Consider the following 23,960-nt stretch of genomic DNA (forward strand, 5'->3'; position numbering starts at 1 on the left):
TGTTCCCGTTCCCACCGCCGCGCCAGGAGAGCCCCGCCCATGACCTACCCCCTCGGACTGAACCTGTCCGGCCGGAGAGTGCTCGTGGTGGGCGGCGGGCCCGTGGCGGCCCGGCGCGTGCCCCCGCTGCTCGCGGAGGGCGCGGCCGTGGAGCTGGTGGCCCCGCGGGTGGAGCCGGGCCTGGCCGAGCTGGCGGAGTCCGGGGCCCTCGTGTGGCACCGGCGCGGGTTCCTCCCGGAGGACGTCACCGGAGCGTGGCTCGTGCTCGCCCACACCGACTCTGCCGAGGTGCAGGGGCTAGTGCACCGCACGGCGGAGGAGCAGCGGGTCTTCTGCGTCACGGGCGGCGACGCCGCGGCGTCCAGCGCGTGGGTCCCGGGCGTGGCGCGCGCCCACGGGGTCACTGTGGCGGTCAACGCGGGTGCGGATCCCCGGCGCGCGAAGGCCGTCACCGCGTGGCTGGCCGCGCGGCTGGAGACGGGGGAGATCCCCGTGGCCCCGCAGCGCCCCGGTGCCCCCGGCACTGAAGGTGCGCAGGCTCCCGGCACGGTGGCCCTCGTGGGCGGCGGGCCGGGCGATCCCGGTCTGCTCACCGTGCGGGGGCGCCACCTCCTGGCGGGGGCGGACGTGGTGGTCGCGGACCGGCTCGGACCCACGGACCTGCTGCCGGGGCTGGCGGAGCACGCCGAGATCATCGACGTGGGCAAGCGCGCCGGGTACCACCGGGTCACCCAGGACCGCATCAACGAGACCCTCGTGGCGCAGGCCCGTGCCGGGCTGCGTGTCGTGCGGCTCAAGGGCGGAGACCCGTACGTGTTCGGCCGCGGTGGGGAAGAAGTGGAGTTCTGCCACGCCCACGGCATCGCCACGGAGGTGGTCCCGGGAGTCACCTCCGCGATCTCCGTGCCCGCTGCCGCCGGGATCCCCGTGACGCACCGGGACATGGCCCACGGCTTCACGGTCATCACCGCCCACGAGGAGCTGCGCCACATCCCGTACCGAGAGGGGCACACGCTGATCCTCATGATGGGAGTGCGCGGACTCGCCCGGAACAGCGCCACGCTGCTGGCCGCGGGCTACCCCGAGGACACCCCCGTGGCGGTGGTCGAACGCGGGTGGACCCCCACCCAGCGCACCACGGTGGGGGAGCTGGCCACCATTGCGGCGATCGCCGCCGAGCGCGGTGTGAAGGCCCCGGCCGTGATCCTCGTGGGGCGGGTGGCGGCGCTGGGGAGGGAGTGAACGGCGGGAGGGCTCGACGGCGCATGGTGCGGCGGTTGCCGTTCCGTGGCGGTGCGACACGAAAGATTTTTCGTGACTCAGTTCATACTTTTGGCTCTGTGGAGGGTTTTCTGGGGCTACTCTCAGCTCACTGCTACTTCCAATGACGGGAGCCCCCCCATGTCCGAGCAGTTTTACGGCGCTACCCCCTGCGCCTTTCAAAGTCCAGGATCGTCCCCACGATCATCTTTTGCTCGTGTCTGGGCCAGCCGCCCGGCACGGGCGGTCACCGCGCTGTCGGTGGCAGCCACGTTGGCGTTGGCCAGTGCCGGGCCGGCCGCGGCGGTGATGGTTCCCACCGCGGTTCCGGCGGCGTCGTCGGGTGCCCAGTCCACGACCGGTAAGCTCGGTGCCCGTCCGGGTGCGACTCGGTTGCCGGTGAGCATCACCGAGTCGGTGAACGCCTCGGTCGATGTGGGAACCGGCAACGTGATGCTCTCCATCGCCGGGTTGCCGGTCTCCGGGGTGGGGGCGGGGGGTTGGTGAACAACTCGCAGTCCCCGAACCATTCCGAGTCTTCTGCGCTGCCGCAGGGCTTTGAGCTCACCGCGGGCAGCTCCGGGTCTTTGACCACGGTGGACGGTGGGATGCTCTACACCGGTGGGGACGGGTTCTCCGCGAAGTTCACGGCCTCCGGTACGGCGTTCACCCCGCCGAAGGGTGTGAAGGCTGACCTGGTGAAGACCTCCTCCGGATACACCCTGACCTCGCGGACCACCGCGCAGGTCTCCACGTTCAACGCTGACGGGCTGCTGACCTCGGTGGCGGACCGCAACGGGAACAAGACCACTTACGCCTACACCAACGGGGTGCTCTCCAAGGTCACCGGGTACTCCGGACCGGCCGGGGCGCGCACGGCGACGATCACCACCAGCGCCAGCGAGGTGAAGGTTTCCCAGACCTCGGGGACCGAGACGCGGGCGGTGGTGTTCGAGAAGGACGCGAAGAACAACCTCACCGCGTTCACCGACGCCAAGGGTCAGCGCACCACCTTCGAGTCCGTGGAGGGGCAGGTCCGCAAGGTCACCTCCCCAGAAGGCCACACCACTGAGTTCACTTACGACGACACGAACCGGCTGACCACGCTGAGTCGGGTGGCCGGGGACGGGCAGAACGCGGTCACCCGCCTGGCTTACGCCTCGGACACCCAGACCCTGGTGGCGGGCCCGAACACGGACCAGTCCCAGCCGGTGGGATCGGTACCCCGTTCCACGTTCACCCTGGATGCCTCCGATCACGTCACCAAGGCGTCGGACCCGGTGGGGCGGTCCAAGGACGCGTCCTACACCGCGGACTTCGACATCGCCTCGACCACCTCCGGGTCCGGGGCCAGTGCGGGCACCACCACGAACACGTTCGGGGCCAATTCGGGCCAGTCGTTGACCAAGTCCACCTCACCGACCGGGGCGGCGTCCTCGTTGGAGTACGGGAACACGGCCTCGGCCACGAAGTACCTGCCGACCGCGGGTACGGACCCTGCGGGGAACAAGTCCACCTACACCTACAACGGTGCGGGGAACATGCTCTCCTCCGCCCAGGCCGGTGGGACACCGGCTGCGGTGACGTACAACGCCGACGGGACCGTGGCCACCGCGACGGCTCCGGGTAACGGGACCAACTCCACGAAGTACACCTACGACGGCAACAAGCAGCTGACCAAGATCACCCCGGTCACCGGCACCACCCTGGGCGCCCAGGCGTTGACGTATGACGTGTGGGGGCGTACGGCGAGCATCACCGACGGCCGCGGCAACAAGATCAGCTACACCTACGACAGGATGGGACGGGTCACCAAGGAGTCGTATTCGGACGGGACACCGGCGGTGTCCTACACCTACGACGCGGACGGGCACCAGACCAAGCGTGTGGACGGGTCCGGGACCACCACCATGGGCTTCGACGAGCTGGGGCGGCTGACCACGCGCGGGCACTCCGCAGCCGGGGAGGAAGTCACCTACGGCTACGACAAGGCCTCGAACCTGACCTCGGTCAGCGACAAGCGCGGGACCACCACCTACGACTTCGACGCCTCGGGCACCCCGACGACGATCTGGTACGAGTCCGGTGGTCAGAAGAAGCGTGCGGACATGGCCACCGATGACCGGGGTCGGCGCACGGACATCTGGATGGAAACCCCCGGCGGGGACCACACGAAGTGGGCCGCACACCAGCACACCGACTACGACAAGTCCGGGCGCATCGCCCGCACAGTGGCCAAGGTCGGCAACGGTGAGACCACGAACACCACGGTGCAGGACAAGACCTACTGCTACACCGCCGGGACCACCCCGGCCGGCGGGTGCACTGCCGGGGCGGGTTCGGACCGGGCGAAAATCCAGTGGGTGAAGGACGCGGTGGATTCCTCGGCCACGGTGTTCACCTACGACACCAAGGGCCAGGTCACCAAGGCCGTACGCACCGGGGGCACTGACCCCAGGACCTACACCTACACCTACGACGCGCGCGGCAACCGGCTGACCTCTGCGAAGACCGAGGGCTACCAGGCCACGAACCTGACGTTCAACGCGGCGAACGAGATCACCAACCCCGCGTACGCCTACGACGCGTCCGGGAACATGACCAAGGACATCGGCGGCACGTTCACCTACAACGCCGCCGGGCAGATGACGACCCACACCCGTGAGCAGGGCACGTTCACCTACACCTACGCCGGCGGGTCCCAGTCGGAGCTGATCAAGCAGAAGACCACCCGCGGGAACTACGAGTACGGCTACGGGCGCACCAACCAGTTCGGGCTGCCCGTGGTCGAGCAGGTGAGCTTGAACGGGAAGACCGCGCACCTGGAGAACGACCCGGTGACCGGGCAGCCGCTGATGCTGCGCACCGCCGAGGGCGTGCAGAGCCTCTACGTCTACGACGGGATCGGGAACCCGGAAGCATTGGTCACCAACCAGGACTCCACCACCTTCGCCTACGACTACGACCCGTACGGGGTGCCGGCGCTGAACGACGAGAACGGTGAGGGAGACCCGGTGAACCCGTTCCAGTTCAAGGGTGGTATCCACGACCGGTCCACGAACTGGGTGAAGTTCGGGTACCGGTGGTACTCCGTGGGCACCGGACGCTTCACCCAACGCGACACCCTCGACGCGCCCCTGGACCCGGCGAACGCCAACCGGTACACCTTCGCCGGGAACGACCCCATCAACTACTCCGACCCCCTGGGGATGGAAGTCACAAAGGGTGATATTTTTTCCGCTGTTGCTGGGGCCGCTGTTGGTGGAGCGTTGGACGGCGTTTTGAGCCCCGTAGTGGGCGGTGCAATTGCAGGCTGCCTGGGCGGGGCAGGAGGGTCCTGGCTCGACGGCGAAGACGCGGCAAACGGTTGCATGGAAGGTGCCCTGCTTGGTGGTGCCTCTGGAGGCGCTGGCAAGCTGGGTATGGTGGCTGGAAAAGCAATTCGCGGCGGTGGGGGCAAACATGTTGCAGACTAATAGAAGTAGATTCTATCAGCTTATTGCCCTGGGGGCTTACTTGGTTTTAGGGTTTGTCTCCGGGGCGGCATGCGCAATTTTATTTTCGATGGCCACATCAGGTGAGCCCCCGTGGAGGTCATACGGACTGTTTCACGAAATATCACTCTATATTTTCTTCGGAGTGTATTTGATGTTTATAATCGTTTTCGTTATAAAAAAACATGGCAAGAAAACAAAGCGTCATGATTTAACCAATCCTCGAAGTTGAAATTTAAGTTCACCTAATACTTAAGGCAAGAACATCTGGATTACAGAAAATAACCAATGCTTCCTTCTTCGCCTACGACTACGACCCGTACGGGGTGCCGGCGCTGAACGACGAGAACGGTGAGGGAGACCCGGTGAACCCGTTCCAGTTCAAGGGTGGTATCCACGACCGGTCCACGAACTGGGTGAAGTTCGGGTACCGGTGGTACTCCGTGGGCACCGGACGCTTCACCCAACGCGACACCCTCGACGCGCCCCTGGACCCGGCGAACGCCAACCGGTACACCTTCGCCGGGAACGACCCCATCAACTACTCCGACCCCCTGGGTTTAGCTTCGCGTGAAGAGGCAGTTGGTCAACTACTTGGTGCTGGAGTTGCTGGGTTATTCACACTTGTAGGGGCAACAGGAGGTCCCGGTGGTGCCCTTGCTGGTGCTGCTATCGGAGGGTGTCTCGGGGACATGGTAGATGAATCGGCAACCGCAGCTCTGGAGGGCACAGAGGATGAGGTCGGAGTGGATGACTTGGCGCTGAGATGCGCCGTGGGTGCCGCGAGTGGAAGTCTTTTCGGTTGATATGTTAAAGATTACTACCAAACAAACAAGAAAACTGATAATATTGTGGGCTGTTTTGATGTCCGCAATATTTTTGGCGGTAACAATAACAACAGGAATTCCAACTTCCGTGGGATTGATTATGACAGCAACCCCAATTTTGATTTCCGCCGTTCTGATTATTTTATCGCGTCCTAAAAAAGTAAGAAGCTCTAGGGGGTACGAATTTAAGACAGAGGGCGCTTCAATAAGTTCAAAGACCTGTTTTAATATTGATTTTAACGAATTAAAGGAACGGGTCGCTCTTCTGGAATCGCCGAAATACACCGTACGACAAGTGGGCGAAAAAAGTTTTGATATCTCACGACGTCTAAATATAAGTACTTGGGGCTCGAAGATATTTATAAGTCTCACGCCTATCGCTCCACAGCAAACGCAAGTAGCAATTTCGTCCGAACCGAAGCTTAGCGCGCAGATATACGATTGGGGTCAAGGTAAGCGAGACATTGAAGACATTTTTTCTAAATTAGAATCCTTACCTGGTCAAACTAAATAGATTGAACTTCACGCTGGCCCCGTGCGATTTCGTGCGGGGCCAGCCATTTGTTGTGATCGCTTTGCTGTGTGTCATTGTATTAATAATATTTGCATTGGTTATTGGTTATTGGTTATTGGTTATTGGTTATTGGTTATTGGTTGCTGGGATTGCTTTTTAAAAAATGAGTTGCGGACAGATCCCCCAGACTGGTTCACACTGATACCCATTGAAGATGAGAAGGTTTCTACCGCGATCGGTTCCTCCTGCCGAGTGAGAAAGTTTTATGCCCTCACGGGATCGTCCGGATTTGCCGGGTGGTAATAAACAACCGGCCAATTTGACGGCGCGGGCCTTGCCCGGATTATGTAACCCTGGATTGTCAGCACCAGCACATTTACTGCTACACCGGCGCCCTGCGCCACAACCACGCGTGGTTACGCACGGCGAGCGCTGGGCGTGGCCCGCCTGCCGGAGGCGGGGCAGTGGGCAAGCGAGGCCGGCCTTCCCCAACGGTAAGGCGCACTGTGCCGGGACTCGCGGCGGGTAGCTGGAGCGCGTACCTTGCGATTTGCATCCAAAAATTTGAGATGATCCAAGCAACTGGCCAGGGGTAGGATTTAGGTGCTGGCCCCCAATTTGGCGGAAAGTCGCTTGCCCGTTGGGGCTCACTCTCGGGCCCTAGTAGATTGAGATCATCCGGCGGTACCGGTTGCCCTCTATCAAACACAGCAGTATCTGGAAAATACCCAATCGAATCGAGGAGAAATGACAAAAAGAAAATAACAACGAGGAAAGTAAAACCTTAAAATTTTCCGAAGGGAGAGATTGCGTTACGATGGCTGTAAACCCATTTAAGGCGACTCAAAACAACAGCAATCAAGAAAACTATGAGGTGGCTCCCATGACGACAGCGGCGGGTCGGATGTGGTCGACGTTGTTCGCTGCTTCTCGGCCGCGCGGATACGGATCACTGAGGCATTGCTGATCCCACATTCCTCGGAGGTCTGGGCGATGCTGTACCCGTCGCGGTACATCTGGACGATGCGCGCTTCTCGGCGGTGATCTTCTGCCACCGGTTCCGGGTGCGGTCCCACTCGCGCCGCGTCTCGGTGGTCCATCCGCGGGTGTCTCCGATCCAGACATCCGGCTCGGGTTGTCCGGAGGCATTGAAGCCCTGGCGGGTCATGCCCAGCAGCTCCGCGGCTTCGATGACGCCGTGGAGGCGGGAACCGTGTGGGATAGAATCAGGCATTGCATCGTCCTTTCGGTGCCGCCCCCGGCCTCCTGTCCTGGCACCTATTGCCAGATGGTCGGGGGCATTTCCTTGCCCAGGTGCCAGGTGGTGGAGGCGTTCGTTGTGGAGGACCCGGTCCATTGTGGTCTCAGCGACGGAGTGCCCGTTCGTGGGCCATTGGTGGCCGCCTCCGAACGCCCGCGGCGCACTTCGCAGAGGACCGCCTGACGCCGGCGCCGCGCGCGGTACAATGGCCGAGTGCGCCCCGTGCGCACGGGCGCTGATCCGGCCATCACCGGGGAGCCCCTCCGGAAGAACGGAACCCCGCGGGGATCTCAGTAGAACCGGACGACTCGGGCCCGTGACAGCCCCCAACGAGCGGCTCGCGGCGTCGTCGGCATCCCCGGCGGCGTGGCGGACAAGCGAGGTGGTACCGCGCCACCGGCGCCCCGTGCGCCCGAGCGTCCTCGCATCCTGACCCGTCACACCCTCAGGATGGAGCACCGTGAGCGACTCATTCGTGTACCCCAAGGCGAGCACCGACCCCGAAGCCCGGGGTGTGCCCTCCGCACCGCGCCTGCCCGCGATCGAGGAGCGCGTGCTCGACTACTGGAAGCGGGACGACACCTTCCAGGCGAGCATCGACCAGCGCGAGCGCGGTGAGCGCGGCTCCAACGAGTTCGTGTTCTACGACGGCCCTCCCTTCGCCAACGGCCTGCCGCACTACGGCCACCTGCTCACCGGCTACGTCAAGGACCTTGTGGCCCGCTACCAGACGCAGCAGGGCCGCCGCGTGGAGCGCCGCTTCGGGTGGGACACCCACGGTCTGCCCGCCGAGCTCGAGGCCATGAAGCAGCTGGGGATGACGGACAAGCAGGACATCGAGGCCATGGGCATCGACACGTTCAACGACGCCTGCCGCGCCTCCGTGCTGAAGTACGCCTCCGAGTGGCAGGACTACGTGACCCGCCAGGCCCGCTGGGTGGACTTCGACAACGACTACAAGACGCTGAACCCCGAGTACATGGAGTCCGTGATCGGCGCGTTCAAGGCCCTGGACGACAAGGGCCTCGTCTACTCCGGCTACCGGGTGCTCCCGTACTGCTGGAAGGACGAGACGCCGCTGTCCAACCACGAGCTGCGCATGGACGACGACGTCTACCAGATGCGCCAGGACACCTCCGTGACCGTGGCGTTCCGGCTCTCCGAGGACACCTCGTGGGCCGCGCACCCGGAGGTCGCCGCCGAGCTCGCGGGCGCGGAGGCCATCGCGTGGACCACCACGCCCTGGACCCTGCCCACCAACGAGGCGCTCGCGGTGGGCCCCGCCATCGACTACGTGCTGGTGCCCGGTGCCGGGGAGCTGGCCGGGCGCCGCTTCCTCGTGGCCGCGGAACTCGCCGGGGGCTACGCCAAGGACCTGGGCTACGGCGACGCCGAGGACCCGGCCACCGCCGTGCGCGAGGCCGTGAGCGCGCACTACACGGGTGCCCAGCTCGCAGGCATCCGCTACGCCCCGCTGTGGAACTACTTCACGGACGACGAGCGCTTCGGCACGGGCCGGGCGTGGCAGATCCTCGTGGCGGACTACGTGACCACCACGGACGGCACGGGCATCGTGCACCAGGCGCCGGCCTACGGCGAGGACGACCAGCTGGTGTGCGCCGAGCACGAGATCCCCGTGGTGCTCTCCGTGGACGAGGGCGGACGCTTCTACGACCTCTTCGCGGACGAGACCCTCGCGGCGGGCGCCCCGCTCGCGGAGCTCGCCGGGCACAACGTCTTCGACAAGGAGGTGGCCCGCACCGTCATCCGGGACCTGCGGGCCCGCGGCGCCCTGCTGCGCGAGGCCTCCTACGAGCACTCCTACCCGCACTGCTGGCGGTGCCGGAACCCCCTGATCTACCGTGCCGTGTCCTCGTGGTTCGTGAGCGTGACCGCGATCAAGGACCGCATGGTGGAGCTGAACCAGCAGATCAACTGGATCCCGGGCAACGTGAAGGACGGCCAGTTCGGCAAGTGGCTGGAGAACGCCCGTGACTGGTCCATCTCCCGCAACCGCTACTGGGGCTCGCCCATCCCGGTGTGGGAGTCCAGCGACCCCAACCACCCGCGCCGCGACGTCTACGGATCCCTCGCGGAGATCGAGGCGGACTTCGGGCGGCTGCCGCGCAACGCCGAGGGCGAGGTGGACCTGCACCGCCCCTGGATCGACGAGCTGACCCGCCCCAACCCGGACGACCCCACGGGCCGGTCCGTGATGCGTCGCGTGCCCGAGGTGCTGGACGTGTGGTTCGACTCCGGGTCCATGCCCTACGCCCAGGTGCACTACCCCATGGAGAACCGGGAGTGGTTCGAGACCCACAATCCCGGTGACTTCATCGTGGAGTACATCGGCCAGACCCGCGGCTGGTTCTACACGCTGCACATCCTGGCCACCGCCCTGTTCGACCGCCCGGCGTTCCGCAACGTGATCTCCCACGGGATCGTGCTGGGCTCGGACGGGCAGAAGATGTCCAAGTCCCTGCGCAACTACCCGGACGTCAACGAGGTCCTGGACCGGGACGGCTCGGACGCCATGCGCTGGTTCCTGATGTCCTCGCCCATCCTGCGCGGCGGGAACCTGGTGGTCACCGAGCAGGGCATCCGCGACGGCGTGCGGCAGATGATCCTGCCGCTGTGGAACGTCTACCACTTCTTCGGGCTCTACACGAACGCCGCCCGCGGGGGAGCGGGCTACGACGCCCAGCTGCGCCACGACGCCGAGCACGTGATGGACCGCTACCTCCTGGCCGAGACGGGTGCGCTCGTCACGGACACGAAGCGGGCCTTCGACGAGTACGACATCTGGGCCGCGGCCGAGCGGCTGCGCGGCTACATGGACACCCTCACCAACTGGTACGTGCGGCGTTCACGCGAGCGCTTCTTCGCCGAGGACACCCAGGCGTTCGACGTGCTCTACACGTGCCTGGAGACCGTGTGCCGCGTGAGCGCACCCCTGCTCCCGCTGGTCTCCGAGGAGATCTGGCGCGGACTCACGGGCGGGCGCTCCGTGCACCTCACCGACTGGCCGGACGCCTCCCTCTTCCCCCGGGACGAGGCCCTGCTCTCCGCCATGGAGCGCACCCGTGCCATCTGCTCCGCGGGCTCGGGCCTGCGCAAGGCCCACAGCCTGCGCGTGCGCCAGCCGCTCGCGGGCATGACCGTGGCTGTGCCCGGCGCCGCCGCGCTCGCGGGCACGTTCGAGGAGATCGTCGCGGACGAGCTCAACCTCAAGTCCGTCACGCTGGTGGACGCGGACGAGGTCTCCGCGGCGGACTACGGCATCTCCCAGGAGCTGAAGGTCAACGCCCGCGCCGCGGGACCGCGCCTGGGCAAGCAGGTGCAGCAGGTCATCCGGGCCACGAAGTCCGGTGACTGGTCCGTCACCGGGGACGGCGGCGTCGTCGCCGGCTCGGTGCCCCTGGAGGAGGGCGAGTACGAGCTCGTCACGGTGGTCGACGACGCCGCGGCGTCCTCCGCGCGCGCCGTCACCGTGCTGCCCGGGGGCGGCTTCCTGGTCCTGGACACCGAGCTCACCCCCGAGCTGAAGGCGGAGGGCACCGCGCGGGACGTGGTCCGTGCCATTCAGCAGGCCCGCAAGGACGCCGGGCTCGTGGTCTCGGACCGCATCCGCACGGTGCTCCGCGCGGACGCCGAGACGCTGGCCGCCGTGGCCGCGCACCGGGAGCTCGTGCAGGGGGAGACCCTCACGCGTGAGCTGGAGCTGGTGGAGGCCACGGACCTGGACGTCACCGTGGAGGTGGTGGACGCGTGAGCCAGAACGCCGAGCACGAGAACTTCGCGTCCGTGGAGGAGATCTACCAGCACCTGCTGGCGCGGGCGCCCGAGCACAGGATGGCGCCGCGCCTGGATGCGATGCAGCTCGCGGTCTCCGCGCTGGGGGACCCGCACCGCAGCGCCCCCGTGGTGCAGGTGACCGGGACCAACGGCAAGACCTCCACGGCACGCATGGTCGAGTCCCTTCTCCTCGCGCACGACCTGCGCGTGGGCCGGTACACCAGCCCGCACCTGGAGCGCGTGACCGAGCGGATCAGCATTGACGGCGAGCCCGTTCCGGACGAGACGTTCGTGCGGATCTACGGGGAGATCGCCCCGTACCTGGACCTCGTGGACCGCCACCTGGAGGCCGACGGCGCGCCGCGGCTCACGTACTTCGAGATCCTCACGGTCCTGGCGTTCGCCGTCTTCGCGGACGAGCCCGTGGACGTGATGGTCCTGGAGGTGGGCATCGGCGGGGCGTGGGACGCCACCACCGTGGCGGACGCCGCGGTCTCCGTGGTCACGCCCGTGGACCTGGACCACACGGACATCCTGGGGGACACCGTGGCGGAGATCGCCCGGGAGAAGGCCGGGATCGTCAAGCCCGAGGGCTTCCTGGTGAGCTCCGCCCAGCAGCCCGAGGCCGCCCAGGTGCTCCTGGACCGTGCCCGCGAGCTGGGGGTCCCGTTCCGCTTCGAGGGCGTGGAGTTCTCGGTGACCGCCCGCACCACCGCGGTGGGCGGGCAGGTCATCACGGTGCAGGGACTCGCGGCGGAGTACCCGGACCTCATGCTGCCCCTGTTCGGTGCCCACCAGGCCCAGAACGCCGCGGTCGCGATTGCGGCCGCGGAGGCCCTGCTGGGCGGTGGCGAGAAGCCCCTGAACCCCGAGCTCGTGTCCCAGGGCCTCGGCGCGGTGTCCTCCCCGGGCCGCCTGGAACTGGCCCGCACGGCCCCGCCCGTCATCCTGGACGCCGCGCACAACCCGCACGGGCTGCTGGCCTCGGCGGCGGCGGTGGGCGAGGCGTTCACGTTCACCAAGCTCAACCTGGTGGTGGGCGTGCTGCGGGAGAAGGACGTGGAGGCCATGTTCCGCGTGCTCGCGGACGAGTACCACGAGTTCGACCTGGAACTGTGGTGCACCGCCTCCCACTCCCCGCGCGCGGTGGCCCCGGACGAGCTCGCAGACATCGCCGTGGACATGGGCTTCGACGAGGACGCCGTGCACGTGGCCGAACGGCTCGACGACGCCTGCGCCGCGGCCATCCAGGACGCCGCGGCCCGCGAGCAGTTCGACGGCGCGGTGCTCGTCACCGGGTCCATCACCGTGGTGGGAGAAGCCCGTGTGCTGCTCGGACTCTGACCCCCTGCCCGCCTCCCCGGAAGGAGCAGCATGGCCCGCATGACCAAGGCCCAGCGCGAATGGCGCCCGAACCAGCCCAAGAAGCAGCGCTCGGTCAGGACGATGTTCGCCTCCAGTGTGCTGAGCATCGAGGCGTTCATCGTGTTCTTCGCCGCGCTGGGCGCCTACGGGCTCCTGGCCCGGGACTGGAGCACGGCCCACAAGCTGTGGCTGCTCGGCGGCTCCGTGGTGCTCGCGGCACTGTTCATCCTGCTGTGCGGGATGCTGCGCAGGCCGTGGGGCTACGCCGCCGGATGGGTGCTGCAGCTCGTGCTGATCGCCACCGGCTTCGTGGTGCCCGCGATGTTCGTGATCGGCGCGCTGTGCGCCCTGGCCTGGTGGTACGCCGTGGTCAAGGGCGGGCGGATGGACCGTGAGAACGTGCGGCGTGCGCAGGAGCAGGCCCGCTGGGAAGCCGAGGGCCCGCTCACCTGAGTGCCCGCGCCGCCGGACGCGCCGCCCGTTCTCGCACGGGCGGCCGCGTTCGTTAGGCTCGGTCCGGAAACCGCACGCGTCCCGGCCCCGCCGCCGGACGGGCACCGTACGAATGTCAAGGAGATTCCATGTCGCAGCGCACCCTCGTCCTCGTCAAGCCGGACGGCGTCCAGCGCGGTCTCACGGGTCAGATCCTGGCCCGCATCGAGGCCAAGGGCTACACCCTGTCCCAGCTCAAGCTCGTGAATGCCAGCCGTGAGGTCCTGGAGCAGCACTACGCGGAGCACCAGGGCAAGCCGTTCTTCGAGCCGCTCGTGCAGTTCATGCTGTCCGGGCCCGTGGTGGCCGCGGTCGTCGAGGGCGACCGCGTGATCGAGGGCTTCCGCATCCTTGCCGGCGCCACCGAGCCCACCACGGCCGCGCCCGGCACCATCCGCGGGGACCTCGGCCGTGACTGGGGCGAGAAGGTCCAGAAGAACCTCGTGCACGGCTCCGACTCCCCGGAGTCCGCCGAGCGCGAGATCGGCATCTGGTTCGGCTGAGCCCCACGGGCCGGGCCGTGTGGAGCGCACCACGCGCCCGGCGGCCCGGCACAGGTGGGAGAACGACGACGGGGCGGCACCTTCGCGAAGGTGCCGCCCCGTCGTCGTGCGCGGACCGGGAGTGCGGGCCGCACCGGGCGTCAGGAGAAGATGACGGTGGAGAAGCGCACGGCAATGACACCGAAGACGACCACGAGCACGGCGATGCCGATGAGCCACGCCCAGGCCGCGGAGCCGGCCCCCGGTCCACCGGAACCCATGACGCCCGCGCGGCGCAGGCGGGCCGTGGTGTGGGTCAGCAGCAGGGTCTGGGCGCACCACACCACCATGCAGTACAGGCACAGGGCGTTGATCTGGAACGTGGTCTGCCACCACAGCCACAGGGTGAACACGGAACCGGCCGCGGTGCCGAGCCACACCAGCCACCAGAACCAGCGGGCGTAGCGCGCCCCGGCCAGGACGCCCACGGCCACGGTGAGCACCACCGCGTAGCCCACGAGCCCGATGAAGGGATTGGGGAAGCCGAAGAGCTCCGCCTGCGGGGTGCGCATCACGGTGCCGCAGGACAACCAGCTGTTGAGGTCGCAGCTCGCGCGGTGGTTGGCGTCCTGGAAGATCGCGAGCCGCTCGGCCACGAGCGCTGCGGAGGAGAGGAAGCCCACCAGCGAGAGAACGGCGGCGAGGACGGCCCAGGAGCGGTCGGAACGGCTGGCCGGTGCGGGCGTCCCGTCGGCGGTGGGCTGCACGGGGGCGGGGGAGGTGCTGGATGCGGAACTCACGCGCCCGATCGTAGACCACCGGGCAGTGCGTGTCCCGGGTCCGCGACCCCGGGCGACACGCGCGTCCGACCCCCGCACGGGCCGCCCCACCCTGCGGCGCCCCTCGGTGGACTGTGGGGTGCGCCACGTGGAATGTGCGGTGGCCGGGGACGACTGTGAGATACTGCAACCGGTCGGTCCTCAGCCGCACGTGAGGTAACCGGCCCGGCAGGAGCACCGACGACCATCGGCACGGACCCGCGGCTCTCACAGGATCGAGCGCGTCCGGACCGGTTCAAGTTCGCGGTCCCACGGACCCAGCGACTCGGGCCTCCGCCGGCTCGTGGACGGCGCACGACACACACGCCGCGCCCACGGGTACGACACCGACTTCCGGCGGCCGCGTGGACCCCACCGGCTCGACCGACCGAGCACACCTCGGGCCCGGGTGCGGGCGGTGCCCCGAGCAGGAGCACAACCTCACATGGAACCTGAACAGGACAACGCAGCCCAGTCCCCGCTGGAGACGGACGCCTCCGCTTCCTCTCCCGACGCCACCACGCCGCCTCCCGCTGCGGAGGAAGCGCCCGCAGCGGCCCCCGACGCCGCCCAGGACGCCACTGCCGACGCCGCGCCGAGTGCTGGAGAGGCCGACAACGGCGAGGACTCCGAGGTCACCGAGATCGACGGCACGCGCGCGGCCATCGAGATCGCCGCCGCGGTGGAGGCCCACGAGGCCCTGGCGGCACCGAGCACCGACGACGAGTCCGGCGCCGAGAAGTCCGACGCCGAGAGCTCGACGGCCGAGGAGTCCGACGCCTCCCTGCCCGTCACCCCCGGGACCGACGACGGCGCCGGCACCGACGAGACCGACACCAACGGCACCGCGGCAGCGGCCCAGGCCGCAGGTGGCGAGATCAGCGACCCGGGAGCCGCCGGCACGGCGGGCTCGGACTCCGGGGCCGCAACCACCACCGAGGACGTCGAGAACTCGTCCGAGACGCCGGCCGAGGAGCCCCCCGCGCAGGAGGGCTTCGGCGCCTTCGGACCGGGCGCGTCGCTGATGTTCCACGCCCCGGACCCCGAGGAGATCCGCCGCGCCGCCGAGGCCCAGGCCGCCCGGCTGCGCGAGGCCGAGCGCACGTCGCACCGGGAGGACGACGACGAGGACGAGAACGGTTCGGCGTCCAGCAAGCGGCGCCGCCGGCGTCGTCGCGGGGACGAGGACATGGAGCTCGTGGACGACTCCGACGGCTCCGTGACCCGCGTGCGCGCACCGCGTGGCGCCTCCGAGGGCACCGGCAGCGACGAGGTGACCGGCGTCAAGGGCTCCACGCGGCTCGAGGCCAAGCGCCAGCGCCGTCGTGAGTCCCGTCAGTTCGGACGCCGCCGCCACGTGATCACCGAGGCCGAGTTCCTGGCCCGCCGGGAGTCCGTGGAGCGCACCATGCTGGTCCGCCAGAAGGAGGACCGCATCCAGATCGGTGTGCTGGAGGACGGGATCCTCGCGGAGCACTTCGTCTCCCACACCCAGCAGGACTCGCTGATCGGCAATGTCTACGTGGGCAAGGTGCAGAACGTGCTGCCCTCCATGGAGGCGGCGTTCGTGGACATCGGGCGCGGGCGCAACGCCGTGCTCTACGCCGGTGAGGTGGACTGGGACGCAGCGGAGCTCGGCAACAAGCCCCGCAAGATCGAGAACGCCCTGAAGTCCGGGGACACCGTGCTCGTGCAGGTCACCAAGGACCCCGTGGGCCACAAGGGCGCGCGCCTCACGAGCCAGGTCTCCCTGCCCGGGCGCTACCTCGTGTACGTGCCCGGCGGGTCCATGACCGGCATCTCCCGCAAGCTCCCGGACGTGGAGCGCCAGCGGCTCAAGAAGATCCTCAAGGACCGGCTGCCCGAGGGCGCGGGCGTGATCGTGCGCACCGCCGCGGAGGGCGCGTCCGAGACCGAGCTGACCAACGACATCAACCGGCTGCGCTCGCAGTGGGAGCAGATCCAGGACAAGGCGCGCTCCACCAGGACGCTGGCCCCGGAGATGCTGTACGCGGAGCCGGACCTCACCATCAAGACGGTGCGGGACGTGTTCAACGAGGACTTCACCGCCATGGTGGTCCAGGGCGAGCAGGCCTGGGACAACATCGAGGCCTACGTGACCTACGTGGCCCCGGACCTGCTGGACCGGCTGCAGCGCTGGACCGAGGACGAGGACCTCTTCGTGCACATGCGCGTGGAGGAGCAGATCCAGAAGGCCCTGGAGCGCAAGGTGTTCCTGCCCTCCGGCGGCTCGCTCGTGATCGACCGCACCGAGGCCATGACCGTGGTGGACGTCAACACGGGCAAGTTCACGGGCTCGGGCGGCAACCTCGAGGAGACCGTCACCAAGAACAACCTGGAGGCCGCCGAGGAGATCGTGCGCCAGCTGCGGCTGCGGGACATCGGCGGGATCATCGTGGTGGACTTCATCGACATGGTCCTGGAGTCCAACCGGGACCTCGTGCTGCGCCGGCTCGTGGAGTGCCTGGGTCGGGACCGCACCAAGCACCAGGTGGCGGAGGTGACGTCCCTGGGCCTCGTGCAGATGACGCGCAAGCGCATGGGCACCGGGCTGCTGGAGGTCTTCTCCGAGCCGTGCGAGGAGTGCGCGGGCCGCGGTGTGCTGGTCCACGACCACCCGCTCAAGGGCCGCAACGCCCCCGCCCCCACGGACCACCGGGGCGGGCGCAACGACCGCAAGCGCTCGCGCCAGAAGCAGGGCACCCCCGCGCAGGAGAAGCCCCGTTCCGGCAACCGGTCCCAGGACTCGGGCGAGCAGAACGCCCGGGACGAGGCCACCCGCACCGCGTTCGCCAACATCGCGGCAGCCTCCTCCCACGAGGACGACGACGCCGCGCAGGACGGTTCCGGGGACGGCGCCCGCAGCGGCGGCGGGGACTCCGCACACCAGGACGGCTCGGAGCAGCACTCCGGCGGCCGTCAGGGGGGCGAGCACGCCGGTGACGGCGAGTCCGAGGGCGGCCGCCGCCGCAAGAAGCGCCGCGGCAAGCGCAGCCGCGGTCGCGCGCAGAACGGCGAGGACAACGGCTCGCAGGACGGCAGCGGCTCCGACACCGACACCGGTTCGGGGCAGGATGCGGGGGAGGGCGACTCCTCCAGCCTCACCATCCACGGCGAGGTCATCGAACTGCCGCAGGGCCAGCGCCCGCAGAAGGACCGCTCGCGGGACTCCGGGTCCGGGCGCCACGGCGGCACGAAGACCCGTGAGCAGCGGGAGACCGCCGAGGAGGCCATGACCCTGGACTCCCTCACCGCCGCGTTCTCCGGCGAGGACGCCTCGCAGGACACCGACGGCCACACCTCCGGGGGCCGCGGCGCCACGGACACGGGGTCCGGCACCGAGGGCACCCGGAACCGGGGCTCCGAGGGCACGGACGAGCGCTCCGGACGCCAGCGCGGCCGCGGACGTGGCCGGTCCCGCTCCCAGGGCGGGGCGGCATCGTCCTCCGGCGGCGCAGACGAGGGCACCTCCTCCGGGCACAACGCGGCGGCGCCGCGCACCACCGGGGTGGTGGGCGCCGCCGGAGCGGTCACCTCCGGGTCCGACGCCGGCTCGGGCGATGCCGCGGCCAGCAGTGCCGGCCGGAACGGGGCCGGTCGGGGCGCGGCCGGGAACGGCAGCGCGACCGCCTCGCAGCCGGCCGCCGAGCAGCAGACCCCGGCCAGGCGGCGTCGTGGTTCGCGGCGTGCCGTGGCCCCCGCCGCGGCACCGGGCACCGCGAGCGTGCAGAAGCACGAGTACACCCCGTCCGAGAGGACCGCGGCCCGCTTCACCGCGGCAGCGTCCGCCAATCCCGTGGCGGCGTCGGACGGTCGGCCCACGGTGGTGGGTGTGGGCGTCAAGGCCCAGGACATCACCATGACGCCCCAGGGCGAGTGATGGCCGCGGTGCGCGCCCGGGCCGTCCGGGTGCGCACCGCGAACACCACCATGCACCACCTCGCAGGAGCGCTCGGACCCGTCCGGGCGCTCCTGTGGCATGATCGGGACCACGCACACGGGGTGCCGCCGAGCGGCTGAGAACACACCCGTCGAACCTGATCTAGCTCGCACTAGCGAAGGGAATGTCGTGACCACCACGCCTTCTGCCCCCGCCCCCCGCGTCCTCTCGATCGCCGGGACCGATCCCACGGGCGGTGCCGGGCACGCCGCGGACCTCAAGTCCATTGCCGCGATGGGCGGCTACGGACTCAGCGTGGTCACCGCGGTGGTCGCCCAGAACACCCAGGGTGTGGTGGCCGTGCACACCCCGCCGGTGGAGGTCCTGCAGGCCCAGCTGGACGCCGTGGCCCAGGACGTGGAGCTGGACGCCGTGAAGGTGGGCATGCTCGGCTCCGTGCCGGTCATCGAGACCGTGGGCCGGTGGCTCGCGGAGCACCGGGCGCCCGTGGTCGTGGTCGACCCCGTCATGGTGGCCACCGCGGGCGGCCGGCTGCTGGAGCCCGAGGCCGAGCACGCCCTGCGGAGGATCCTGCACCACGCGGACCTCATCACCCCCAACCTGCCCGAGCTCGCGGTGCTGGCCGAACGGCCCGTGGCGCGCACGTGGGACGAGGCGCTCGCGCAGGGGCGCGCCGTCGCGGACACCTTCGGCACGCGGGTGCTCGTCAAGGGCGGGCACCTCGCGGGGGAGAGCACCCCGGACGCCCTCGTGGTCCCCGGGCGGCAGGAGCCCGCCGCTCAGTACGGGGGAGCGCGGGTGGCCACCCGCAACACCCACGGCACCGGCTGCTCGCTGTCCTCGGCGCTCGCCACCGTGGTGGCCCGCACGGGGGACTGGGCGGGCGGCATCGGCACGGCCCGCACGTGGCTGCGCGGTGCGCTGCGCGCGGCGGACTCCCTGCACGTGGGCCACGGCAACGGCCCGGTGCACCACATGCACCACGTGCAGGACCTCGTGGCGGACCCCGCCTTCGTCTCGGCGGCCGGCGCGGCGGACGACGACGCCGCGCCCGGGCGCTCCGGGGTGGGTCCCCGTGCGCACGGCGTCCCCGCAGCCGGCGCGGGGCAGCCCGCAGACGCGCGGGAGGCGGACGCGCGGGGCACGGCGGAGCGGTTCACGGACGAGCTCTGGGAGGACTGCGCGCCGATCCGGGAGGAGATCGCGGCACTGCCGTTCGTCACGGCGCTGGGGGACGGCACCCTGGAGCGGGCGGCGTTCGAGTGGTACCTGGACCAGGACATGCAGTACCTGGAGGCCTACTCCCGGGCACTGGCGCTGCTCGCGGCCGCGGCGCCGGGGGAGGAGATCCGGGAGTTCTTCGCGGCCGCGGCCGCCGCGGTGGTCACGGGCGAGTCCGCCCTGCACCGGGCCCGCCTCGGGGGCCGCTCCCCGGAACCGCCCTCGGCCACCACGAGCGCCTACGCCGACTTCCTGCTGGCGCGCACGGGCCAGGACGGCTTCGCGGTGGGAGCCGCCGCCGTGCTGCCGTGCTACTGGCTCTACGCCCACGTGGGCACGGAGCTCACCCGGCGCGCCCACGACGTCGGATGGGAGGGCCACCCGTTCGCGGACTGGCTGGCCACCTACAGCGACCCGGACTTCCAGAGTGCCACGGACGTCGCACGCCGCGCGGTGGACCGTGCGGCGGCCACCGCGGACCCCGCCACGCGCGAGGCCATGCGCCGTGCATTCCGGCGGGCGTGCCGCCTGGAGCTCGCGTTCTTCGCCCAGACCGCGGACGACGCCGCCGGGCGGCCATGATTGGCGCGGCTTCGGGTCATCGGGTAGTCTGGGCTGTCGGTGCCAGCCACCGGTGTGCGTCATCAGCAATGACACGCGCCCGGAAGCGGCACGCTCGGGTGAACTTCCTGTTTTGATGCGATAGCCACGCAACCGTGCGGTCGGTCGTGAACCACCGCGGCGTGATGTCTCGACATTCGCAGTGCTCCAGGAGCCCACCCGGCCATTACACGCAGTCCATAGATGTCGAGAGAAGTGAGTTCCCAAGTGGTGTACGCGATTGTCCGCGCAGGCGGCCGCCAGGAGAAGGTTTCCGTAGGAGACCTCGTGACCCTTGACCGCGTCGCCGGCGAGGCAGGCAGCACCTTCGAGCTCCCTGCACTGCTGCTGGTCGATGGGGACAAGGTCACCTCCGACTCCAAGACCCTGGCCAACGTCAAGGTCACTGCCGAGATCGTGGAGGACCTGCGCGGTCCCAAGATCTCGATCATGAAGTACAAGAACAAGACCGGCTACAAGAAGCGTCAGGGTTTCCGCGCCGAGCTGACCACGGTCAAGATCACCGGCATCGACGCCTGACCGCCGGTCCCCCGTACATTTTCCAACGAAGGTAGGCACACACCATGGCACATAAGAAGGGTGCGAGTTCCACTCGCAACGGCCGTGACTCCAACGCCCAGTACCTGGGTGTCAAGCGCTTCGGCGGCCAGTCCGTCAACGCCGGCGAGATCATCGTCCGCCAGCGCGGCACGCACTTCCACCCGGGCCTGAACATGGGCCGCGGCAAGGACGACACCCTGTTCGCCCTGGCCGCCGGTGTCGTCGAGTTCGGCACCCGCCGTGGCCGCCGCGTGGTCAACATCCAGACCGCCGAGTAGTCATTGCTTCGGACCTCAGGGTCCACCCGCCGCCACCTGAGCGTGGCGGCGACCACTGGAGGGTGGGCGCGTCTCGCGCTCACCCTCTAGTCTTTTGAGCAGAACCCCGGTCCGCCCGCCCACGGGGGACCCAGACGTCGAGGAGCCACGTGGCCAGTTTTGTTGATCGAGTCATCGTGCACGCCACGGGCGGCAACGGCGGCCACGGCTGCGTCTCCGTCAAGCGCGAGAAGTTCAAGCCGCTGGGCGGTCCGGACGGCGGCAACGGCGGGGACGGCGGTTCCGTGGTCCTCCGGGTGGACGGACAGTCCACCACGTTGCTGGGCTTCCACCACGCACCCCACCAGAAGGCGCCCAACGGCGAGCCCGGCAAGGGCGACATGCGCCACGGCTTCAAGGGCCAGGACCTCGTGCTCTCCGTCCCGGACGGCACCGTGGTCAAGGACCGCGAGGGCAACGTGCTCGCGGACCTGCTGGGGGAGGGTGCGGAGTACGTGCTCGCCGCCGGTGGCCAGGGCGGTCGCGGCAACGCCGCACTGGCCTCGCCCAAGCGCAAGGCCCCGGGCTTCGCGCTGCTGGGGATCCCGGGCGAGGAGCAGGAGGTGGAGCTCGAGCTGAAGTCCATTGCGGACGTCGCGCTCGTGGGCTTCCCCTCCGCGGGCAAGTCCAGCCTGATCGCCGCGATGAGTGCCGCACGCCCCAAGATTGCCGACTACCCGTTCACCACGCTCGTGCCCAACCTGGGCGTGGTGCAGGCGGGTGACACGCGGTTCACGGTCGCGGACGTGCCCGGTCTGATCCCCGGTGCGTCCGAGGGCAAGGGCCTGGGGCTGGAGTTCCTGCGCCACGTGGAGCGCTGCGCCGCGCTGGTGCACGTGATCGACTGCGCCACTCTCGAACCGGGCCGGGACCCCCTCACGGACCTGGACGCCCTGGAGGCGGAGCTCGCGCACTACGCCGAGGCCATCCGGGACGAGGACCCCACCGCGGTCCCGCTCACGGAGCGGCCCCGCCTGGTGGTGCTCAACAAGGTGGACGTGCCCGACGCCCGGGAGCTCGCGGACTTCATCCGCCCCGAGCTGGAGCAGCGCGGCTACCCCGTGTTCGAGATCTCCACGGCCTCCCACGAGGGCCTGCGGGAGCTGGGCTTCGCCATGGCGAGCCTCGTGGCCGAGGCCCGCGAGCAGGAGGAGGCCCGTGAGGAGCAGCGCCGCACGGTGACGGTGCTGCAGCCCGAGCCCGCGCGGCGTCGTCGGGGGAAGGACCGCCAGGAGTTCGTGATCACGCGCGAGGACCGCGCGGAGGAGCCGCTGTACCACGTGCGCGGGGAGAAGCCCGAGCGCTGGGTGCTGCAGACGGACTTCAACAACGACGAGGCGGTGGGCTACCTCGCGGACCGCTTCGCCAAGCTGGGCATCGAGGACGAGCTGTTCCGGATCGGCGCGAAGCCCGGCAACGCCGTGCTCATCGGTCCGGAGGAGAACGGCGTGGTCTTCGACTGGGAGCCCACCATGGTGGGCGGAGCGGAGCTGCTGGGCGGCCCGCGCGGCTCGGACCTGCGCCTCGAGGAGACCTCCCGTCCCACCCGCCGCGAGAAGCGGGAGCAGTTCTACGACCGCATGGACGCGAAGTCCGAGGCCCGCGCGGAGCTCGAGGAGGAGCGCCGCGCCGGGATCTGGACCGAGTCCGTTGACGGAGCCCGAGATCGCCGTCGCACTGCCGAGCAGAAGGAGACGAACGAGAAGTGACCGGCACCCCGCAGGGCACGCACCGCGAGAAGACCCCCACCGAGACGATCGACGTCTCCGCCGTGGAGCAGCAGGCCTCGAAGTCCGCCATCCAGCTCAGCACCGAGAGCCGCGGGAAGAACCGCCGCTCGGCCATCGGCAGCCGTGAGGAGCTGCCCGCCGCGCGCCGTGTGGTGGTCAAGGTGGGCTCGTCCTCCCTGACGTCGATCGAGAACTCGATCGACGAGAACGCGCTGCGCAGCATCGTGGACGCGCTCGGGCGCATCAAGGCGCAGGGCGTGGAGGTGGTGTTCGTCTCCTCGGGCGCCATCACCGCGGGGCTGCAGCCGCTGGGGCTCTCGAAGCGGCCGAAGGACCTGGCCACCAAGCAGGCCGCGGCCTCGGTGGGCCAGGGGCTGCTGATCTCGCGCTACACCGAGTACTTCGCGCGCCACCACGTGACCGTGGGCCAGGTGCTCCTGACCGCCGAGGACCTGATGCGCCACTCGCAGTACAAGAACGCGCACCGCCAGATCGAGCGGCTGCTGGACCTCGGCATCCTGCCCATCGTCAACGAGAACGACGCCGTGGCCACCCACGAGATCAAGTTCGGGGACAACGACCGGATCGCCGCCCTGGTGGCCCACCTGATCAAGGCGGACGCCCTGCTGCTGCTCTCGGACGTGGACGCGCTCTACACCCGGCCCCCCCAGGACGGCGGCGAGCGGATCGCCACGGTGGCGGACCCCATCACGGACCTCGAGGGCGTGGAGATCGGCACGGTCGGCCGCGCCGGAGTGGGCTCCGGCGGCATGGTGACCAAGGTGCAGGCGGCGCGCATCGCGGCGTCGTCGGGCATCCCGGCGCTCGTGACGTCCGCGGCGAACATCGAGCGGGCCCTGGCCGGTGAGGACGTGGGGACCTGGTTCGCCACCACGGGCGGACGCCGCAACGTGCGGCTGCTGTGGCTCGCGCACCTCGCGGACATCAAGGGCACCCTCACGCTGGACGACGGCGCCGTGGAGGCCGTGCGCGGCCGGCGCTCCCTGCTCGCGGCGGGTGTCACCGCCGTGTCCGGCACGTTCAGCGCCGGAGATCCGGTGTCCATGGTGGACGCGGAGGGCAACGAGGTGGGCCACGGGCTCGTCAACTACGGCTCCGACGAGGTCCCCGGGATGCTCGGCAAGCGCACCTACGAGCTCGGCGAGGAGTTCGGGGAGGACTACGCGCGCGAGCTCGTGCACGTGGACAACCTGGTGAACCTGCGCCCCCGCTCCGCCCGCACCACGCTCAAGAAGTAGTCCCGAACCGCACCGCGGGTGCGCACCCGCCACCCGACCAGC

17 protein-coding genes and 1 riboswitch are annotated in these 23,960 nt (G+C 69.1%); of the genes, 14 read left to right on the forward strand and 3 right to left on the reverse strand.

The annotated features are described in order from the left end of the window. Window positions 1-39 precede the first annotated feature (39 nt). A complete protein-coding gene (gene cobA / locus EAE32_RS06785; protein WP_121864560.1) occupies window positions 40-1,242 on the forward strand; it encodes a uroporphyrinogen-III C-methyltransferase in 1,203 nt (400 codons plus the stop codon). 197 nt (window positions 1,243-1,439) lie between these two features. Here the strand turns inward: cobA and EAE32_RS11805 are convergent, their stop codons facing one another. Continuing rightward, on the reverse strand, window positions 1,440-1,616 hold the full coding sequence (locus EAE32_RS11805; protein WP_165860461.1) for a hypothetical protein: 177 nt from the start codon (window positions 1,614-1,616) through the stop codon (window positions 1,440-1,442). Window positions 1,617-1,763: 147 nt separating this feature from the next. Between EAE32_RS11805 and EAE32_RS06795 the strand changes: the two genes are divergently transcribed. The 3 genes from EAE32_RS06795 to EAE32_RS11705 all read left to right on the forward strand — a co-directional run bounded on the left by EAE32_RS06795 (window position 1,764) and on the right by EAE32_RS11705 (window position 6,095). Next, window positions 1,764-4,736 (forward strand): RHS repeat-associated core domain-containing protein, encoded by a 2,973-nt coding sequence (locus tag EAE32_RS06795; protein WP_124035166.1) that lies wholly within the window; start codon window positions 1,764-1,766, stop codon window positions 4,734-4,736. A 299-nt stretch (window positions 4,737-5,035) separates the two neighbouring features. Continuing rightward, a complete protein-coding gene (locus tag EAE32_RS06800) occupies window positions 5,036-5,560 on the forward strand; it encodes an RHS repeat-associated core domain-containing protein (RefSeq protein WP_276309556.1) in 525 nt (174 codons plus the stop codon). After that, the gene (locus EAE32_RS11705) at window positions 5,541-6,095 is read left to right on the forward strand and encodes a hypothetical protein (RefSeq protein ID WP_124035167.1); all 555 of its coding nucleotides are present in this window, start codon (window positions 5,541-5,543) and stop codon (window positions 6,093-6,095) included. Before EAE32_RS06800 ends, EAE32_RS11705 begins: the two co-directional genes overlap by 20 nt. Before the next feature lie 833 nt (window positions 6,096-6,928). Here the strand turns inward: EAE32_RS11705 and EAE32_RS12175 are convergent. Continuing rightward, window positions 6,929-7,195 carry a helix-turn-helix domain-containing protein gene (locus tag EAE32_RS12175; RefSeq protein WP_121864564.1) on the reverse strand — a complete coding sequence of 89 codons (267 nt, stop codon included), beginning with the start codon at window positions 7,193-7,195 and terminating at the stop codon, window positions 6,929-6,931. 621 nt (window positions 7,196-7,816) lie between these two features. Between EAE32_RS12175 and ileS the strand changes: the two genes are divergently transcribed. The 4 genes from ileS to ndk all read left to right on the forward strand — a co-directional run bounded on the left by ileS (window position 7,817) and on the right by ndk (window position 13,511). Next, entirely contained in the window at window positions 7,817-11,128 is a 3,312-nt protein-coding gene (gene ileS / locus EAE32_RS06815) for an isoleucine--tRNA ligase (RefSeq protein ID WP_121864565.1), read from the forward strand. Further along, the gene (locus tag EAE32_RS06820; RefSeq protein WP_121864566.1) at window positions 11,125-12,495 is read left to right on the forward strand and encodes a bifunctional folylpolyglutamate synthase/dihydrofolate synthase; all 1,371 of its coding nucleotides are present in this window, start codon (window positions 11,125-11,127) and stop codon (window positions 12,493-12,495) included. Before ileS ends, EAE32_RS06820 begins: the two co-directional genes overlap by 4 nt. A 30-nt stretch (window positions 12,496-12,525) precedes the next feature. Further along, complete coding sequence (locus tag EAE32_RS06825) at window positions 12,526-12,969, forward strand: DUF4233 domain-containing protein (protein WP_121864567.1); 444 nt, start codon at window positions 12,526-12,528, stop codon at window positions 12,967-12,969. A 128-nt stretch (window positions 12,970-13,097) separates the two neighbouring features. Then, the gene (gene ndk, locus EAE32_RS06830) at window positions 13,098-13,511 is read left to right on the forward strand and encodes a nucleoside-diphosphate kinase (RefSeq protein WP_121845732.1); all 414 of its coding nucleotides are present in this window, start codon (window positions 13,098-13,100) and stop codon (window positions 13,509-13,511) included. Window positions 13,512-13,651: 140 nt separating this feature from the next. On the opposite strand, the gene EAE32_RS06835 is transcribed toward ndk, so the two are convergent. Then, on the reverse strand, window positions 13,652-14,290 hold the full coding sequence (locus EAE32_RS06835; protein WP_243635611.1) for a vitamin K epoxide reductase family protein: 639 nt from the start codon (window positions 14,288-14,290) through the stop codon (window positions 13,652-13,654). Window positions 14,291-14,753: 463 nt separating this feature from the next. Here EAE32_RS06835 and EAE32_RS06840 point away from each other — a divergent pair, with 463 nt between their 5' ends. From EAE32_RS06840 to proB, 6 genes are all read left to right on the forward strand, one after another. Continuing rightward, on the forward strand, window positions 14,754-18,209 hold the full coding sequence (locus EAE32_RS06840) for an Rne/Rng family ribonuclease (protein WP_121864568.1): 3,456 nt from the start codon (window positions 14,754-14,756) through the stop codon (window positions 18,207-18,209). A 108-nt stretch (window positions 18,210-18,317) separates the two neighbouring features. After that, a riboswitch (TPP riboswitch) is annotated at window positions 18,318-18,411 on the forward strand. Then, window positions 18,399-20,033 (forward strand): bifunctional hydroxymethylpyrimidine kinase/phosphomethylpyrimidine kinase, encoded by a 1,635-nt coding sequence (locus EAE32_RS06845; protein ID WP_121864569.1) that lies wholly within the window; start codon window positions 18,399-18,401, stop codon window positions 20,031-20,033. Its footprint overlaps the riboswitch before it by 13 nt. Window positions 20,034-20,279: 246 nt before the next feature. Then, a complete protein-coding gene (rplU, locus tag EAE32_RS06850; RefSeq protein ID WP_121845729.1) occupies window positions 20,280-20,591 on the forward strand; it encodes a 50S ribosomal protein L21 in 312 nt (103 codons plus the stop codon). A gap of 44 nt (window positions 20,592-20,635) precedes the next feature. Continuing rightward, window positions 20,636-20,890, forward strand: coding sequence for a 50S ribosomal protein L27 (gene rpmA, locus EAE32_RS06855; RefSeq protein WP_012398199.1), 255 nt, complete (start codon window positions 20,636-20,638; stop codon window positions 20,888-20,890). A gap of 149 nt (window positions 20,891-21,039) precedes the next feature. Next, window positions 21,040-22,638 carry a GTPase ObgE gene (gene obgE / locus EAE32_RS06860; protein ID WP_121845728.1) on the forward strand — a complete coding sequence of 533 codons (1,599 nt, stop codon included), beginning with the start codon at window positions 21,040-21,042 and terminating at the stop codon, window positions 22,636-22,638. 89 nt (window positions 22,639-22,727) lie between these two features. Next, window positions 22,728-23,918, forward strand: coding sequence for a glutamate 5-kinase (gene proB / locus EAE32_RS06865; protein WP_121864828.1), 1,191 nt, complete (start codon window positions 22,728-22,730; stop codon window positions 23,916-23,918). The last annotated feature ends 42 nt before the right edge of the window (window positions 23,919-23,960 follow it).

Source organism: Kocuria tytonicola (genome assembly GCF_003687175.1).
GTDB lineage: Bacteria > Actinomycetota > Actinomycetes > Actinomycetales > Micrococcaceae > Kocuria > Kocuria tytonicola.

What these genes read in the sequence shown, in the direction of transcription:
- EAE32_RS06825 (WP_121864567.1), top strand. Translation starts at nt 12,526, where the DNA reads ATGGCCCGCATGACCAAGGCCCAGCGCGAATGGCGCCCGAACCAGCCC.
- cobA (WP_121864560.1), top strand. Translation starts at nt 40, where the DNA reads ATGACCTACCCCCTCGGACTGAACCTGTCCGGCCGGAGAGTGCTCGTG.
- EAE32_RS06840 (WP_121864568.1), top strand. Translation starts at nt 14,754, where the DNA reads ATGGAACCTGAACAGGACAACGCAGCCCAGTCCCCGCTGGAGACGGAC.
- EAE32_RS12175 (WP_121864564.1), bottom strand. Translation starts at nt 7,195, where the DNA reads ATGGACCACCGAGACGCGGCGCGAGTGGGACCGCACCCGGAACCGGTG.
- rpmA (WP_012398199.1), top strand. Translation starts at nt 20,636, where the DNA reads ATGGCACATAAGAAGGGTGCGAGTTCCACTCGCAACGGCCGTGACTCC.
- ndk (WP_121845732.1), top strand. Translation starts at nt 13,098, where the DNA reads ATGTCGCAGCGCACCCTCGTCCTCGTCAAGCCGGACGGCGTCCAGCGC.